The 16,979-nt window shown below is 45.5% G+C and carries 17 protein-coding genes; 12 read left to right on the forward strand and 5 right to left on the reverse strand.

The window, feature by feature from the left end; translation table 11 throughout:
• Window positions 1–24 precede the first annotated feature (24 nt).
• The 4 genes from cysC to cysD form a co-directional block, all read right to left on the reverse strand.
• Window positions 25–645 carry an adenylyl-sulfate kinase gene (gene cysC / locus AB4503_RS24435; protein ID WP_102320278.1) on the reverse strand — a complete coding sequence of 207 codons (621 nt, stop codon included), beginning with the start codon at window positions 643–645 and terminating at the stop codon, window positions 25–27.
• A gap of 24 nt (window positions 646–669) precedes the next feature.
• Window positions 670–2,394 carry an SLC13 family permease gene (locus AB4503_RS24440; protein ID WP_372115840.1) on the reverse strand — a complete coding sequence of 575 codons (1,725 nt, stop codon included), beginning with the start codon at window positions 2,392–2,394 and terminating at the stop codon, window positions 670–672.
• Between the two features lie 65 nt (window positions 2,395–2,459).
• Window positions 2,460–3,890: a sulfate adenylyltransferase subunit CysN gene (gene cysN / locus AB4503_RS24445; protein ID WP_017067553.1), complete on the reverse strand. Its 1,431-nt coding sequence runs from the start codon at window positions 3,888–3,890 to the stop codon at window positions 2,460–2,462.
• Window positions 3,891–3,908: 18 nt separating this feature from the next.
• Complete coding sequence (cysD, locus tag AB4503_RS24450; RefSeq protein ID WP_226088532.1) at window positions 3,909–4,853, reverse strand: sulfate adenylyltransferase subunit CysD; 945 nt, start codon at window positions 4,851–4,853, stop codon at window positions 3,909–3,911.
• A 414-nt stretch (window positions 4,854–5,267) separates the two neighbouring features.
• Here cysD and AB4503_RS24455 point away from each other — a divergent pair, with 414 nt between their 5' ends.
• From AB4503_RS24455 to AB4503_RS24500, 10 genes are all read left to right on the forward strand, one after another.
• Complete coding sequence (locus AB4503_RS24455; RefSeq protein ID WP_372115841.1) at window positions 5,268–7,244, forward strand: bifunctional 2',3'-cyclic-nucleotide 2'-phosphodiesterase/3'-nucleotidase; 1,977 nt, start codon at window positions 5,268–5,270, stop codon at window positions 7,242–7,244.
• Window positions 7,245–7,527: 283 nt separating this feature from the next.
• Complete coding sequence (locus AB4503_RS24460) at window positions 7,528–8,115, forward strand: DedA family protein (protein WP_372115842.1); 588 nt, start codon at window positions 7,528–7,530, stop codon at window positions 8,113–8,115.
• Entirely contained in the window at window positions 8,112–9,245 is a 1,134-nt protein-coding gene (locus tag AB4503_RS24465) for a D-alanine--D-alanine ligase (RefSeq protein WP_372115843.1), read from the forward strand. Before AB4503_RS24460 ends, AB4503_RS24465 begins: the two co-directional genes overlap by 4 nt.
• Window positions 9,246–9,264: 19 nt before the next feature.
• The gene (locus tag AB4503_RS24470) at window positions 9,265–9,807 is read left to right on the forward strand and encodes a hypothetical protein (RefSeq protein WP_017083769.1); all 543 of its coding nucleotides are present in this window, start codon (window positions 9,265–9,267) and stop codon (window positions 9,805–9,807) included.
• 2 nt (window positions 9,808–9,809) lie between these two features.
• Window positions 9,810–10,559 (forward strand): NRDE family protein, encoded by a 750-nt coding sequence (locus tag AB4503_RS24475; protein ID WP_372115844.1) that lies wholly within the window; start codon window positions 9,810–9,812, stop codon window positions 10,557–10,559.
• 12 nt (window positions 10,560–10,571) lie between these two features.
• Window positions 10,572–11,009, forward strand: coding sequence for a YHS domain-containing (seleno)protein (locus AB4503_RS24480; protein WP_372115845.1), 438 nt, complete (start codon window positions 10,572–10,574; stop codon window positions 11,007–11,009).
• 12 nt (window positions 11,010–11,021) lie between these two features.
• Complete coding sequence (locus tag AB4503_RS24485) at window positions 11,022–12,776, forward strand: lysophospholipid acyltransferase family protein (RefSeq protein ID WP_372115846.1); 1,755 nt, start codon at window positions 11,022–11,024, stop codon at window positions 12,774–12,776.
• Window positions 12,777–12,847: 71 nt separating this feature from the next.
• On the forward strand, window positions 12,848–13,414 hold the full coding sequence (locus AB4503_RS24490) for a Crp/Fnr family transcriptional regulator (protein ID WP_372115847.1): 567 nt from the start codon (window positions 12,848–12,850) through the stop codon (window positions 13,412–13,414).
• A 57-nt stretch (window positions 13,415–13,471) separates the two neighbouring features.
• On the forward strand, window positions 13,472–13,924 hold the full coding sequence (locus tag AB4503_RS24495; RefSeq protein ID WP_017058878.1) for a GNAT family N-acetyltransferase: 453 nt from the start codon (window positions 13,472–13,474) through the stop codon (window positions 13,922–13,924).
• Window positions 13,924–14,772 carry a DMT family transporter gene (locus AB4503_RS24500; RefSeq protein WP_372115848.1) on the forward strand — a complete coding sequence of 283 codons (849 nt, stop codon included), beginning with the start codon at window positions 13,924–13,926 and terminating at the stop codon, window positions 14,770–14,772. Before AB4503_RS24495 ends, AB4503_RS24500 begins: the two co-directional genes overlap by 1 nt.
• 59 nt (window positions 14,773–14,831) lie before the next feature.
• On the opposite strand, the gene AB4503_RS24505 is transcribed toward AB4503_RS24500, so the two are convergent.
• A complete protein-coding gene (locus AB4503_RS24505) occupies window positions 14,832–15,416 on the reverse strand; it encodes a LysM-like peptidoglycan-binding domain-containing protein (protein WP_059022215.1) in 585 nt (194 codons plus the stop codon).
• A gap of 213 nt (window positions 15,417–15,629) precedes the next feature.
• Here AB4503_RS24505 and AB4503_RS24510 point away from each other — a divergent pair, with 213 nt between their 5' ends.
• On the forward strand, window positions 15,630–16,250 hold the full coding sequence (locus AB4503_RS24510) for an FKBP-type peptidyl-prolyl cis-trans isomerase (protein ID WP_008220519.1): 621 nt from the start codon (window positions 15,630–15,632) through the stop codon (window positions 16,248–16,250).
• 134 nt (window positions 16,251–16,384) lie between these two features.
• A complete protein-coding gene (locus AB4503_RS24515) occupies window positions 16,385–16,879 on the forward strand; it encodes a DUF2780 domain-containing protein (RefSeq protein WP_017058875.1) in 495 nt (164 codons plus the stop codon).
• The last annotated feature ends 100 nt before the right edge of the window (window positions 16,880–16,979 follow it).

The raw sequence follows: 16,979 nt of genomic DNA on the forward strand, positions 1-16,979 counted from the left end.
GTAGCCTTAGTCATACCAACGATCTCAGTTGGCTAAGATATTTCGCTTCTCCAACGCATCAATACACAGTTCGACCAATTCATCGAGTGTCTTCTCACCTGCAGGTAGATCAATCTCAGGGTTCTGAGGCGCTTCGTACACTGAACTAATACCTGTAAAGTTCGGGATCTCTCCGGCACGTGCTTTCTTATACAGACCTTTAGGGTCACGCTGTTCGCAAACCTCTAATGGAGTATTGACGAACACCTCAAGAAACTCACCTTCCGGCAATAAATCTCTCACGAGTTGCCTTTCAGCTTGATGCGGAGAAATAAAGGCTGACAACACGATCAAGCCTGCATCTGCCATCAATTTAGCAAGCTCACCAATACGACGGATGTTCTCTCGACGATCTTGCTCAGAGAAGCCAAGGTCGCTACATAAGCCATGACGCACATTGTCACCATCCAATAAATAAGTATGGTAACCAAGCTGTGCCAAACGATTTTCTAATGCTCCAGCGACTGTCGATTTACCAGAACCAGACAACCCCGTGAACCAGAGCACGGCTGGCTTTTGTGATTTCAGATCCGCGCGAAATGTTTTATCAATCGAGTGTTGATGCCACACAACATTCTCATCTTTGGATTTGAGTACTGCGGTCATAATTAGTCCTTTAAATAAACAGCATTAAAATGGGAAAAAATAAGGAATTAGGGTCAGCACCAAGCCCGAATATACAATCGAGATTGGAATGCCGATACGCAGATAATCCGTTAAATGGTAATTACCTACGCTATAAACAAGTAAGTTGGTTTGGTAGCCGTATGGAGAGATAAAACTGGCACTGGCACCAAACAGTACCGCCATGATGAACGGCATAGGGTCAACGCCATAACCTACTGCCATACTGTAGCCAATCGGAAATGAGAGTGCTGCAGCCGCATTATTGGTCACCAGCTCTGTCAAAACCAAAGTCATAAAGTAGGTAGCAACTAACGCACCGAATACGCCCCAGCCATTAAACGCCTCCATAAACATCAGCCCCATCCGCTCAGATAAACCCGATGAAATCATCAGTTGAGCAATAGAAAGTGCAGAGCCCACGATCACCACAATATCGACAGGGAAACGGCGGCGGAGCTCACCCAGTTGCACCACGCCAAATGCCACCAGCAACAGTAGAAAACCAGCTAAGCCTTTGATAATAGGTACTGCATCGATAAGGGCTAAACCAATCACGCTAGCAAAGCCGAGCAACACGAACGTCGATTTGTCGGCATCAAGCTTAGCACTCGAATCTAAGTCATTCATCAACACAAACTCTTTGTTGTGTTGTTGGCGCTGTTCTTCAAAGCGTTTACCTGGAACCAAAATCAAGGTATCACCAGCGGTCAATGTGATATTCCCTAGCCCACCTTCTAGGCGTTCATGGCCACGACGAATAGCAACCACAACCGCATCGAAACGGTCTCTAAACTGGCTAGTTTTCAGGGTTTTGTTACAAAAACTTGCTGATGAACTCACCACCACTTCAACAAAGCTCTGGCCATTCAAATGATGCTGACCAAACAGAGTCAGTCCTTGAATTTCTTGCAGTGTCGCCACGCTCTCAACATCACCACAAAACAGCAATCGGTCACGAGCTTGAAGAATAAAATCAGGGTCAATCGACGCGGTGGTTTTACCGTCTCGAATCACTTCGGCTAAGAACAGTTTTCTAAGAGCTCTAAGATTATTTTCACTGACGCTACGGCCAACTAATGGAGAACCTGGCTCAACTCGCGCCTCGAGAAAGTAAGGCAGATCATCTTGAGAACCATCATCGTAGCTGGGTAGAAAATAGCTAAGAGGAATAAGGATCAATACCCCACCGACCAAAACCGCTAAACCGATCAAGGTAGGTGTGAAAAAGTTTAAGCTCGGTAAACCTGCATCTTCAACAAAACTATTGATGATCAAATTGGTAGAGGTGCCGATCAATGTCAGGGTGCCACCTAAGATGGCAGCGTATGACAAAGGGATAAGTAACTTAGACGGCGCGTGCTGTTGATTACGTTTGATCGCCCCGATCAAAGAAACAACCACCGCGGTGTTATTAGTAAAAGAAGAAAGTAACGCTGTAGAAATACCCAACTTCGCAACCACGATACCTAGCCTACCTTCAGAGATATTGCGGCTAACCCAGCTGATTAAGCGAGTTTTCTCCAACGCACTTGATGCGAGGATCAGAAGAATTAAAGTCAGTAACGAGGAGTTAGTGAAGTTATTAGCCAAGCTCGACAAGTCGATCATGCCAGCCATAAAAGCAATAAACGCCGCGCCAGCAAATATAAAGCTTGGCTTAATACGGGTAACGAGCAGGCAAGTAATGATGCCGAGCAAAATCGCTAATACAAATCCTTGTTGCCACATATACCCGTCCTTTATGGCGGAAACGATCGGTTTCCGCCTAATTCAATAAGCTGTTACTTGGTCGTTTATGACTTCAGTAGTTGGCTTAGATCTTTGGCATCCCAATGAGGGAAATGTTTGCGAACCAATGCGTTGAACTCAAGTTCAAATGCAGAGAAGTTACCGACTTGCTGTTCAACAGAGTCCAAACGGTCTCGAATCAAACCCGCGCCAACCGTCACGTTGGTTAGTCGGTCGATAACGATGAAGCCACCGGTATCGGCACTTTCACGGTATTTATCCAGCGCGACAGTCTCGTTCAATGACCATTCACACAAACCAATACCATTCAGTGGTAACTCATCGACAGCGTGGGTCGACAGGTTGTTGATGTCATATTGGTGGCGAACTGTTTCAACCTGACCGACGGTTTTCTTGCCTGCGATCTTGATGTCGTAAGCTTTGCCCGGTTGCAATGGTTGCTCTGTCATCCACACGATGTCAGCCAATACGTGGTTAGTGGATTCAATCTGCGCGTTGTCTAGCACAATCAAATCACCACGACTGATATCAATCTCATCTTCAAGGGTCAGTGTTACTGCCAAGCCCGCTTGCGCAGACTCCAAATCACCATCAAAAGTTACAATGCGTGCAACCTTAGAGGTTTTACCCGACGGCAGCGCCTTGATTTCATCACCGACACTGACACGGCCAGAGGCAACGGTGCCAGCAAAACCGCGGAAGTCTAAGTTAGGACGATTGACGTACTGAACTGGGAATCGGAATTCACCTGCCGAACGCTTTTGGTCAATGTCGACGTTCTCTAACACTTCTAGCAGAGATGGGCCTTCGAACCATGCAAGCTCTTTACTTGGTGCAGCAACGTTGATGCCTTCAAGCGCCGATACTGGTAAGATCTGAATATTGGTTTCGCCTTCTAGGTTTTCTGCAAACTCTAGGTATTCATCGCGAATTTCTTCAAAACGATCTTGCGCGTAATCCACGAGATCCATCTTGTTTACAGCAACGATGAAATGCTTCAAACCAAGCAGGTTAGAGATAAACGAGTGACGACGTGTTTGATCCAGAACGCCCTTACGAGCATCAATCAAGATCACCGCCAGATCACACGTTGAAGCGCCTGTTGCCATGTTGCGCGTATACTGCTCATGCCCAGGAGTGTCAGCAATAATGAACTTACGTTTTTGAGTCGAGAAGTAGCGGTAAGCCACATCGATCGTGATCCCTTGCTCACGCTCAGCCTGCAGACCATCAACAAGCAGTGCCAAATCAGGTTTCTCACCTGTCGTTCCCACTCGTTGGCTATCCGAGTGAACCGCCGCTAGCTGATCTTCATAAATCTGTTTTGTATCATGGAGTAAGCGACCGATTAGCGTACTTTTACCGTCATCTACCGAGCCACAAGTTAAAAATCTAAGCATAGATTTATGCTGATGCTGACTTAGATAACCTTCAATCCCTAGTTCAGCCAATTCGGCTTCTACTGCACTATTCATTTTTCTTTCCTTAGATTCTTAGAAATAACCTTGGCGCTTTTTCAGCTCCATAGAGCCCGACTGATCATGGTCAATCGCTCGACCTTGACGCTCACTAGACGTCGCCACCAGCATCTCTTCAATAATGCCCGTTAGCGTATTCGCCTCAGATTCAACCGCTCCGGTTAATGGGTAACAGCCTAAAGTACGAAAACGAACGCTTTTCTCTTCAATCACTTCACCTTCTTGCAGCTCCATACGGTCATCATCAACCATGATCAGCATGCCATCACGCTCAACTACAGGGCGTTTGTCTGAAAGGTAAAGTGGAACAATATCGATGCTCTCTAGATAGATGTATTGCCAGATATCGAGCTCAGTCCAATTAGATAGCGGGAAGACACGAATGCTTTCGCCCTTATTAACCTGACCGTTGTAGGTGTGCCAAAGCTCTGGACGCTGGTTTTTTGGATCCCACGTATGGTTCTTATCACGGAAAGAATAAACACGTTCTTTCGCACGAGATTTTTCTTCATCACGACGCGCACCACCAAAAGCCGCATCGAACCCATACTTGTTTAACGCCTGCTTAAGGCCCTGTGTTTTCATGATGTCAGTGTGCTTAGAAGAACCATGTACAAATGGGCTACAACCCATCTCAATACCTTCTGGGTTCTTATGTACTAAAAGGTCGAAGCCGTACTTTTTAGCCGTACGATCACGAAACTCAATCATCTCGCGGAATTTCCAATCCGTATCTACATGCAATAGCGGGAATGGAATCTTGCCTGGATAAAACGCTTTGCGAGCTAAATGAAGCATCACAGAAGAATCTTTTCCGATGGAGTACATCATCACTGGGTTATCAAACTCAGCCGCTACTTCACGGATAATATGAATACTTTCCGCTTCGAGCTGTTTTAGGTGGGTTAAACGTTCTTGGTCCATTTCAGTGCTTCCTTTAAGGCTCGCGTTACGAGCAATTCATTACTTGGTCTTGCCAAGCAAGGGATTTAACTCATCCACTTGAGTGAATGGGAGTATTGGCACTAGAAGAAAACAGAAGCTTCGTTTTGAGCTATCCTTGCTATTCATCTGCCTGATACGTCCTTGATATAGGCATTATGACGAGCCTCTCATATTACTGGAAATTCTAAAATTTCATTTTTTATTCGAAAAGCTGATAAGGGATTGAATTTACCGATAAGCAGGTGAAATGAATGGACTAATATTATCGATATCAGTTGCGCATTGATTGAGCAGCTTTGGGAGGCGTCTTGCAGAACACCATAAAGTAATCGATCTAAGTCACGAATTAACATTCGTTGTAATCATTGTTTCATTCGGTTTTGTTACATTACGCAACGAATTTTCTACTATCCACTTTGGAGCTACAAAATGAAAGTTGCAATGAAACCTTTGTCATTGGCTGTACTTGCGGGTCTTGGTTTGACTTTAGCAGGCTGCACAACAACACCAGATACCGATGAAGTGATTAAATTACGTGTCGTAGAAACGACGGATATCCATACCAACCTAATGGATTACGACTACTACAAAGACAAGCCATCGAAAAAAATTGGCTTAGCACGTACTGCAACTCTAGTAAAAGAAGCTCAAAGCGAAGTAACCAACAGCGTATTAGTTGATAACGGTGACTTGCTGCAAGGTAGCCCAATGGGTGACTACATGGCAGACAAAGGCATCGAAGTAGGCGAAGTTCACCCTGCATACAAAGCTATGAACCAACTAAGCTACGACGCTGCAAACCTAGGTAACCACGAATTCAACTACGGTCTTGAGTTCCTAGAAGAATCGATCAACGACGCTGATTTCCCGTACATCAGTGCTAACGTTTACGACGCAGAAACCAAAGAACACTACTTCACGCCTTATATCATCAAGACGCACACGTTCGAAGATACTGCTGGTGTAGAGCACGAAGTAAAAGTGGGTTACATCGGTTTTGTTCCACCACAAATCATGACGTGGGATAAGAAGAACCTTGAAGGCAAAGTAATCGCTCGCGATATCATTGAGACAGCTAACGAGTTAGTGCCTCAAATGAAAGCGGAAGGCGCTGAAGTTATCGTTGCTATCCCTCACTCAGGCGTATCAACGGACCCATACAGAAATGGCGAAGAGAACTCAACGTTCTACCTATCTGAAGTAGACGGCATAGATGCAATCGCATTCGGCCACTCTCACGCAGTGTTCCCAGGTAAAGGTTTTGATGACATTCAAGGCATCGACAACGAAACTGGCACAATGAACGGCGTTGCAGCAGTAATGCCAGGTCGTTGGGGTAGCCACGTTGGTGTTATGGACCTAACACTTGCACAAAAAGACGGTAAGTGGGAAGTAGTAAAAGGCCAATCAGAAGCACGCCCTATCTACGACAAGATCGAGAAGAAATCACTTGCAGATGCTGATGAAGGCATCGTAACAGCACTAGAAAAAGACCACGCAGGTACTCGTGAGTTTGTTAACCAACCAATTGGTAAAGCAGACGACGTGATGTACAGCTTCCTGTCTCTAGTACAAGACGATCCAACAGTGCAGATTGTTAACCTTGCACAGAAAGATTACGTTGAACAGTTCATCCAAGGTGACCCAGACCTAGACGGTACACCAGTACTTTCTGCTGCTGCGCCATTCAAAGCCGGTGGCCGTAAGAATGACCCTGCAAACTTCACTGAGGTTGAATCTGGCCAACTGACATTCCGTAACGCGGCTGACTTATACCTTTACCCGAACACGCTAGTTGCAATGAAGGTAACAGGTCACGAAGTAAAAGAGTGGCTTGAGTGTTCTGCTGGCCAATTCAACCAAATCGATGTGAACTCAACAGCACCACAACAGCTGATTGAGTGGGATAACTTCCGTACTTACAACTTCGATGTTATCGACGGTGTGGATTACCAAATCGACGTAACTCAGCCTGCGAAATACGATGCAAACTGTAAAGTGGTTAACCCTGATTCTCAGCGTATTGTTGGCCTAACTTACCAAGGTAAGCCAATCGACATGAAGCAAGACTTCCTGATCGCAACCAACAACTACCGAGCTTACAGCGCTAAATTCCCAGGCACAGGTGAAGACTTCATCGCATTTGATGCACCAGATGAGAACCGTACTGTACTGGCGAACTACATCTCTCGCGTAAGCAAAGAGCAAGGCCAAGTGAGCCCAACAGCTGACAACAACTGGTCATTCGCACCAATCAAAACGGATAAAAAGCTAGATATCCGCTTTGAAACGTCGCCAAGTGAGAAAGCGGCACAGTTCATTAAAGAGAAGGGTCAATACCCAATGAAACGTGTAGCGACTGACGATGTTGGTTTCGCTGTTTACCAGATTGACCTAACTAAATAGATTGCTTAAGTAATCCATAGTTAACCTTCTAAAGGCTGAGTTTAACGACTCAGCCTTTTTGTTTTCTTCTCAATATTCATGCAAAAATCTTAGGTTTCTAACCCTTTATCATCCTCTGATTCTGCACCGAAACCGCATAGTTCTAACCACTCATTGCATCCAATCAACACAAAAAAGCGCTAATTGTCTGTAAGTTTTTCTCTGCTCCTCGTGTCTATTTAATTTACTACACTCAATGAATGGTCATTAAGCCATTCATCTATAGGATAGAAAAGGACATTTGATGAGCACGGTCGAGAGCATTCAAGCATGGTTACATTCAGGGGAGGAGTCGCTGCTATGGCTGATGCTTGGCATTATCGCGCTTTCTTACCTGCTTGAAGATCTTGCGATTGTTACCGCTGCCGGTTTAGCCACTCAAGGGCTCATTCCTCCTCAATATGCTCTGCTTGCCATTTTCATCGGTATTGCCACAGGTGACTTGGGCCTCTACTACCTAGGAAAATCAGGACGTTACTTCCGAGGCGTTCGATATAAAGCCCTCACCAATAAGTACTTTCGTTCGCTTCGTACCAAATTACGCCAAAACGCATTCAGCAGCCTTTTTGCTATCCGCTTTATTCCTGGGCTACGCACCGTTGGTTTTACTCTGAGTGGCTTTTTCGCCATCCCACTGCCTACTTTCTTATTTGCCGTCATCAGCGCAACTGCGCTCTGGACTGGCATTGTCTTCTCTGCCATCTACTATTTAGGGACATCAGCCTGGCTGCAAGCCTCTGAATATCAATGGATCATCATCCCGTGTGCCATCGTTTTGCTGTTTATCGGCAATCGATTAATGAATAAAACCTACTCTAGAGGGCTATCATGAGTTCACCGCAAGATATTCGCATCATTCCCGCACATCAAATTAATGCAGGTATGCCTCTGCTTGAAAAAGATACCGTGCGAAGTGTCTCTCCTTATGAGTTTCTTCCGACTTGGTTCTTCTACACGCCAGTGGTCATTCAAAGCCTGATGCAAGGGTTACGGCACTTTGACTGGGCGCTGCCGCTCATCGCCAATCCGAGCATCAAACTCAGTGGCATGGTCGGCGAATCAAAACACGAGATATTAAGCCTTGCCGGATCTTCAAGTCAGCGTTGGATCTCACCGTTTATCACCCTAACCAAAACGGATCTCAGCAGTAAAAAACAAGCCGAAGACGCACGCAGCGCACTCATACAAACGGATCTTGATTTCCCTATCGTGGCTAAGCCGGATCTTGGCTGTCGAGGTGTCGGAGTTAAGCTGATCAACACACAAGATCAACTTGAGCAGTATGTTGAATCTTTCCCAAATAATGCTCGCTTTCTACTGCAGAAAAAGGCGCCTTATCAAGCCGAAGCGGGTGTTTTCTATGTTCGTTACCCAAACAAAAAGCAAGGCGAGATCATCTCGATCACACTCAAATACGCACCAATGGTGATGGGTGATGGCAAGTCGACACTCAAACAGTTAATTGAAAATAGCCCGCGTGCTGGGCAGCTTAGTCACCTGTATCTACCGAGACATGAAGATAAATTGGATCAAGTGCTCGCAGAGGGCGAAGAGTTCCAACTCGCGTTTGCAGGCAGCCATAGCCGTGGCTGTATCTTCCGAGACGGTAATCAATACATCACTCAGGCTTTAACCGAACGCTTAGACGAGATATTCGACGACTTCGATGGCTTTCACTTTGGTCGACTCGACGTCAAGTTTAAGGACATGCACAGCCTAATGAATGGCGAGAATTTCACGATTCTTGAGGTCAATGGCGCAAGCAGTGAGGCTGGACATATCTGGGATCGCAACACCCCATTGCGAGAGATATTTTCCACGCTACTTCTGCAATATCGCATTCTTTTTGATATTGGCGCTCAGCAAAAACAACGAGGCCACCAATCCCCTTCTTTCAAGAGCTTATTTGCGGCGTGGCAAGAAGAGCGACGTCTTGTTCAACAATATCCGACTACCGACTAACTTTTCACGAGGATCATGAATGAACCCCATAGCCCAGCCGAGCGCCCTTACTTCTTTCTCTCCTAGCATCAAGGGAGCGGTAGAGATATTGAATCAGGGTCTAGAGTTTTTGTTAGCGATTTCTGACAGCGATTACCTAACACGAGCAAAGCCGCATGTCACAAGCTCTATTGGTGAGCATACTCGTCACACGCTCGATCTTTTTCACGCCTTAATCTTAAAAGAGAATGCGACCGTTGATTACAACACTCGTCGTCGTGGTCACCCGGTCGAATACGACCGCTCTATTGCAGTAAAAGAGATCCATTATGTGATCAACTGGCTTGAACGATTAGACCGCAGAGATCTCGAAGCGCCTATCATGATCCAAACCGAAGTTTCAATGGATACACAAGTATTCGCCAGCCTGCCTTCTACGTTAGAAAGAGAGGTCACCTTTGCTGCTCTGCATGCCAATCATCACTATGCGATGATCAAAGTGATCACGACCTTTCTTGATGTCGAAACATGCAATACCTTTGGTTATGCCCCAACCACCAGCAGCTATCTGAGGGAGCAATAATCATGTGTTCAGTATCTTGGCTGCTTGAAGACAATGGTTATCAGGTCTTTTTTAACCGTGACGAACAAAAGACGCGAGCACTAGCAATGCCGCCTAAACAGTATCGAGTCAACGGTGTCGATATCATCATGCCACTCGACCCAACTGGCGGTGGTAGTTGGATCAGTATCAATGAGTTCGGGCTTTCGCTATGCCTACTCAATAACTATCAAGGCATCGTACCTGATGGACTTTTAGTCAGCCGTGGTTTGCTACTCAAGAATCTATCATCGAGTCGTAACATCAGTCAGCTCTCTGAAGCATTTCATCAGCTCGACCTGCACTCTTTTGCTCCATTTACCTTGTTGGCTTTCGCGCCGAATTTAACTCAGAACAATGGTTTGGTTATCGCCTACATGTGGGATGGTATTCAACAGAAAATAGTCGACACTGATTCTCCACTCTTCTCATCCGGTGTTGATTTAGAGCGAGTGCAAGCCTACCGACAAGCAAAATATGATCAGCTCATGGCGGCAGGTAAGAATCAACAGAACTTACTGATGTTCCACTCTCACCATCACAATGAGCAACCTCATTTAGCGACCTGTATGCATCGCGAAGACGCACATACCGTGAGCTTTACACACTTACGTAACCTGCATGGTCAAGCCTCTATGTTTTATGCACCCGGCTCACCATGCGAACCCATTAAACCATGTCAGATAAATCAGCAGCGCTTTACCTTTGATTTATCACCCGCAATCAATCTATAGATGGAGTCCATCATGAGAAAACTATTCACCATGGTTCTGCTACTTGTTAGCCCGTACGTATTTGCCGCCGATGAAATCTACACTGGTTTCTTTAGCAGTAAGGCGCTCGATGGCTACGATACCGTCGCATATTTCACTTCCGGTAAGCCCATTGAAGGCAGTAAAAAATTCAGCACTGAGTACAAAGGGGCGGATTGGTATTTCTCTTCTGAAAAGAATCTGACTTTATTTGTTAATAATCCTGAAAAATATGCTCCTCAATATGGTGGCTATTGCGCTTGGGCAGTATCAGCGAAGAGCGACTTTGCACCGAGTGACCCACATCAATGGACGATTGTTGATAACAAGCTTTACCTCAACTACGACCAAGAGATTAAGCAGCGCTGGGAACGGGACCAAGCACAGCATATTCAACAAGCCGATAAAGTTTGGCCGCAACTGATTAAGTAAGGTAATTTCATTATGATTGATAGTCCTTTTCGTTTACCACGTTACACGCCTTTTGGTTTAGGTGAGTCTGTTGTCGAGTGGGCAACTGGGCTATCTAAGCTAGACCGACTCTACCAAGATCGTAAAAACGAGTTATCTAGCTTCGAATTCATGAATTACACTCTGTCGGCGCTCAATATCGACTACTCGGTTGCATCGGGAAGCACGGAAAACATCCCGGAAGAAGGGCCTGTCGTGATTGTGGCGAACCACCCGCTTGGCGCCATCGAAGGCGTGATCCTTGCCGATCTCGTAGGATCAGTAAGAAAGGATGTGAAGGTGCTGGCCAATGAGTTACTTAAGCGCCTGCCTGAACTGGATGATCTTTTCATCGGTGTCGATGTCTTTAACAGTAAAGAATCGAAACGCACCAATGCCAAAGCGATTCGAGATGCCAATCGTCATTTGGCTGATGGTGGACTATTGATTGTATTCCCAGCAGGTGAAGTATCAAGCTACCGTAAAGGGGCAAAAACACTGACAGACATCGAGTGGAGCAAGTCGGTAGCGAAATTCGTCAAACGTCACCAAGCCACCACGGTACCTATCTTTATCAATGGCAAGAACAGTGAGCTTTTCTATCAAGCGGGTCGTGTTCATCCACTGTTGAGAACCGCTCTACTCGGGCGTGAACTTCTTAATAAACAAGCGACAACTATCTCTATCTCGATTGGCTCATCGATTCCGTATTCAGAGATAAAATCGTTTGAAAAAGAGATGGATATCGTCAACTACCTACGACTTAATACCTATCTAATGAGTCAACAAGATAGTCCGAACACGCCAATCCACGCGCCCTCTTTCGATACCCAAGTGATAGCGCCTATTCCACCAGAAGTCTTATCAATAGAGATAGACTCACTCCCTGAAGAGATGAAACTGCTCGAGCAAGGGAACTTTGAGGTCTACTGCACACCAAGCCAATCCATTCCTAACTTAATGCGCGAGATTGGTCGAGTAAGAGAAGAAAGCTTTAGAGAAGTCGGAGAAGGCAGCGGGCTGGCCTGTGATTTAGATGAGTATGACCTTTACTACCATCAACTGTTTGTGTGGAATAAAACCAAGGCAGAACTGGTTGGCGCGTATCGACTCGGTATGGTCGACAAACTCATCGCTGAGCACGGGCTTGATCAGCTCTACTCTCGTAGCCTGTTTAACTACAACCAAGAATTCATTGATACTCTAGAAAACAGCATTGAGCTTGGGCGATCGGTAGTAAGTAAACCTTACCAAAAGAGCCTGAACTCACTGTTACTATTGTGGAAAGGCATTGCGACCTTTGTGTCTCGTCACCCTCAATATACCCATCTGTTCGGCCCAGTCAGTATCAGCAATGATTACAGCCACAATGCGCGTCTGTTGATCGCGACCACGTTATCAATCCACCATTATGATGAGGAAAAGGCGAATTTGGTTTCACCTTCGTCACCACTCAATACCAGCAGTCATGTGTTCTGGCAAAATCACCTTCTCTCTTCACTGGCGAGTGTGCCTCTGCTCTCTAAAGTGTTAGCACGCATGGAGCAAGGTAAAGGCCTGCCGGTACTGCTGCGCCAATATCTAGGGATGAACGGTAAACTGGTGTGTTTTAATGTCGACCCATCGTTTAATGATGCCTTGGATGGCTTGATTGTGGTGAACCTTAAGAAGGTTCCATTGAAGACCTTAGGTAAATACATGGACAGAGAACTTGCTCAAGATTACCTAGAGCAACACGCACGCCTCTGATTTATCCTGCTCTGTACCTCTCTCCAAATAAGTGCGATGATTTCGGCACTTATTTGGGATAGGTTATTTTCATGCACACCTCTTTTATCGAACAACTGCAAAGCTTCGACTTCTCTGAAAGCCAGATTGAATCTCTACTCGCTGTCGCCAAGCCACTTGAGCTGCCAACCAGACACATCTTGATCAATCAAGGTGAGATGGCGAGTTCAATCTACTTTGTACTTGAAGGCTTGTGCCATGCCTGCTACCTCACTGATGATGGTAAGCAATACAGCAAAGAGTTCTATTGGGAACAAGATTGGATCATCGGCTTTGAGAGTCTGATAAAGAACCAAGCCTCTCCTTACCTATTAGAAACGCTGACACCCATCACCATGTTAGAGCTGCCAATGAATGCGGTTATCGAGTGGCGTGCATCAAATAATCCTTTGTATTTAAAGCTGTTAGAAACACAACTGATGCATAAGGAAAACAAAGAACGCTTCATGCTGCTCTATACACCAGAGCAACGCTATCAGCTGTTCTTCGAGCACTATCCCGACCTTGAGCAGCGCTTGAACGACAATCAAATTGCAGCCTACCTAGGAATAACCTCAATCAGCCTGAGCAGAATTAAAGGTCGAATTAACAATAGTTAATGCCAACAATCATCGCGCATAGTACATTCAGAGCATCGATAATCTCTGGATGTAAACATGATCACTTGGCACTCAATTCCTTTTTCTGAACTCTCAACACAACAGCTTTATCAACTACTTAAATTAAGAGTCGATGTATTTGTGGTCGAGCAGACTTGTCCTTATCCAGAGCTGGACGGTAAAGATACACTCGCGGGTGTTGAGCACCTGCTTGGCTATGCTGATGAAGAGTTGGTAGCGTGTGCACGTTTATTACCACCAGGTACCTCTTACGACAACACCAGCATCGGTCGAGTCGCAACCAAGCAATCGGCAAGAGGTGGTGGCTTGGGGCATCAATTAATCAAAGAAGCATTAACACGCTGCGAGGCTCTTTGGCCAAATACGGCCATTGATATTGGCGCGCAGCAACACCTAGAAAACTTCTATGCGAGCCACGGCTTCAACACCATCTCGGATATGTACCTCGAAGATGACATTCCTCATATAGACATGAGATTAGAAAAATAATGACGAATATCACTGCCGGTATTCTATTGTTGGTTGCAGGTAACTTGTTTGCCTCGCTTTCCGACGTAGCGGTAAAGCTGTTAAATGGCGAAGTACCGCCCTTACAGTATATTTTTTTCCGACAGTTGATATCTCTGCTCATCATCACCCCTTTGTGGCTACAGCAGAAAAAAGAACAACGGCGCTTACAGCAGGCTAAGGTAACCTTCATTCGAGGTCAGTTAATTCTGATCGGCAGTGGGTGCATGGTGGTCGCGATCACTCACTTGTCTTTGGCAACCGCCAACGCAGTATTTTATGTCGCGCCTTTACTGATGTTGCCGCTCTCAATGTTGCTATTGAAAGAGCAACCGGCACTCGGCAAGGTTATCGGCACAACCATAGGTTTTATTGGTGCATTGATTGTCTTGAGGCCATCACAATTTCATTGGGCGGCACTGTTTGCTTTGGGGACAGCACTCACCCTAGCACTATTTAATGTACTCGTAAGAAAGCTTCCTAGTGAGCAAACGGTGGTCACTACGCTGTGGTGGACAACCTTATTCTCTATTCCAGCCTCATTAGTACTGTGCTTCTTATACTGGCAGCCAGTGTCTGTGGAGCATTTGGGATACATAGCCCTGAGTGCGACGCTAATCTTAAGTTACAACGGCCTTGCAGTTGCTGCCTATCAAAAAGCACACTCTAGCCAAATTGCCTTGGCTGAGTATTCAGGATTGGTGTTTGTCGCGCTAATAGGTGCAATATGGTTCGATGAGATTCCGGATACATTAACCTTTCTCGGAATCATGCTTATCATCTTGCCACTCGCCCCTTTCAAGCGACCAAAAAAAAGAGCTAATGCTTAGCTCTTTTCTATCGTTTATCTGTGTCTAGCAAAGCGCTTTAACTCAGGCTTACTGTTCATCTACTTACTGCGACCAAAGCCACCATCGGATAAGCGGAAGAACATCACCGAAGTATCGCCTTTCTCTAGCTGAAGAATGTCCAACTGCCCAGTTTCAGCAAGTTTGAAACGAACCAGTTGGCCTTTACGAATCTGACTGAGTGGCTTATCTGCACCTTCAATACGCACTAACGCATTCAAGTCAGACAATGGCAAATCGTTGTTTCGAAAAACCTGCGCTAACGTATCCCCTTGCTTAACAAGGTACTCCTGCCAATTTTTGTTACTCGGTTCTGATGAACTGCTCTTGGCATTTTGCTGTTCGCTTAAGCCGACGGTGTTTATTTCAAGCTCAACGCGCGATGTTGTTGGAGCTGTGTCTACTTTAGGTTCTGGTAGCGGCACAAAAAGTAATATCAGTACGATCGGAGAAATCACCATCAACAGTCTTTGGTGTAACTTCGGCAATGAGCCCCAAGTTTGCGCTGTCGAGGTTTTCAATTTCTTCACATCGATCGAACTCAATTTCTCTTTGACCTTATTCAGTCGATCCTTGAATTCTGCTAAGTGGTCAACTTTCTGTTTTTTCTTTTGACGACGATTCATACCACTGCGTCCTATACATTGAATAACTACAGTATAAAAACCAAAGTACCAACAGTATAGATCTTTCCGTCACAACAAGGCCCAAAGCGAGAAAATTGACATGGCTGTGATTTGGGCACGGTAAAGCGCAAGTGATCAGGGACTAGCCGTTTCTTCACGCTGCTAATACTGGTATTCTTACCCTTTTCGTACTGACAAAAAGAGTGACTTTTCATGTCTGAAGTAAAATTTGAAACTGTAGAGCAAAAAGCTAGCTACGGTATCGGTCTACAAATGGGCCAACAACTTGCTGGTTCTGGTCTTGAAGGCCTAAACGTTGACGCAATCGCTGCTGGTATCGCAACAGCTCTAGTTGGCGACATGCCAGCTATCGAAGTTGACGAAATCAACAACGCACTACAAGAGCTACACACTCGCGGTGAAGCTGCACGTCAAGAACTAGCTAAAGCTGCTGCTGCTGACGGCGAAGCTTTCCTAGCTGACAACGCTCTTCGTTCAGAAGTAACGGTTCTTGAGTCTGGTCTTCAGTACGAAGTACTAACTGAAGGTACTGGCGAAATCCCAACTGCAGACAAGCAAGTACGTGTTCACTACCACGGCGAACTAACTGACGGTACTGTTTTCGACAGCTCTGTATCTCGCGGTCAACCTGCTGAATTCCCTGTAACTGGCGTAATTCAAGGTTGGGTACAAGCTCTACAAATGATGCCTGTTGGCTCTAAGTGGAAGCTATACATCCCTCAAGATCTAGCATACGGTGAGCGTGGCGCAGGTGCTGCAATCCCACCATTTGCTGCTCTAGTATTTGAAGTAGAACTTCTAGCTATTCTTTAATTTTTATAAAAACCTTTAGTAAAACAAAATACTATTGGCAAATAAAATTGAAATAATCCAACGGCGATGTGACTACATCGCCGTTTTTCGTTTATAGTGAAAGAGTAAATTACTTTATTACTTAAGGACGAATAATGAAGAAAGTACTCATCACAGTTTTAAGCAGCCTTGCTGTTGTCTCTTGCGCTAGCACTAGCGACTCTGAACAAACCAGTTCATCATCAGATACCAACTATTCCCAACTATCACAAACTGCACTAATGGCAGCAGTGAATATGTGGTCTCAGCAGAACGAAACAACACCACTTGTGGATACGGTAGCTGACCAAGCTTCTGTTACCAGCGACCAAGCAGTTGGCGGTATTGGTTCAATGTTGGCCCTTGCACAAAACTCACTTGGCACAGCCGACAACAAAGAACTCGCGACACTTATTCCAGGCATGTCGAGCCTTGAGTCTACGGGGCTATCATCGCTACTAAGCTCACAAGGTGCCGTTGAAAGTGCGTTTTCTGGATTAGGCATGGATCCATCAATGGTTACGACATTTGCGCCAATCATTCTTCAAGCATTGCAGTCACAAGGTGCGACGAGCGGCCTGATGGATTCACTTTCAGCTATATGGCAATAATCGTTAGTTATTAATAGCTAGCTTAAAATCTAATAAGGGCACTTCGGTGCTCTTTTTTGTGCGTGGAAGAAAAGATATTTGAGATACGAGATACGAGATA

This window comes from Vibrio sp. 10N.222.55.B11 (assembly GCF_041473705.1).
Taxonomy (GTDB): domain Bacteria; phylum Pseudomonadota; class Gammaproteobacteria; order Enterobacterales; family Vibrionaceae; genus Vibrio; species Vibrio crassostreae_C.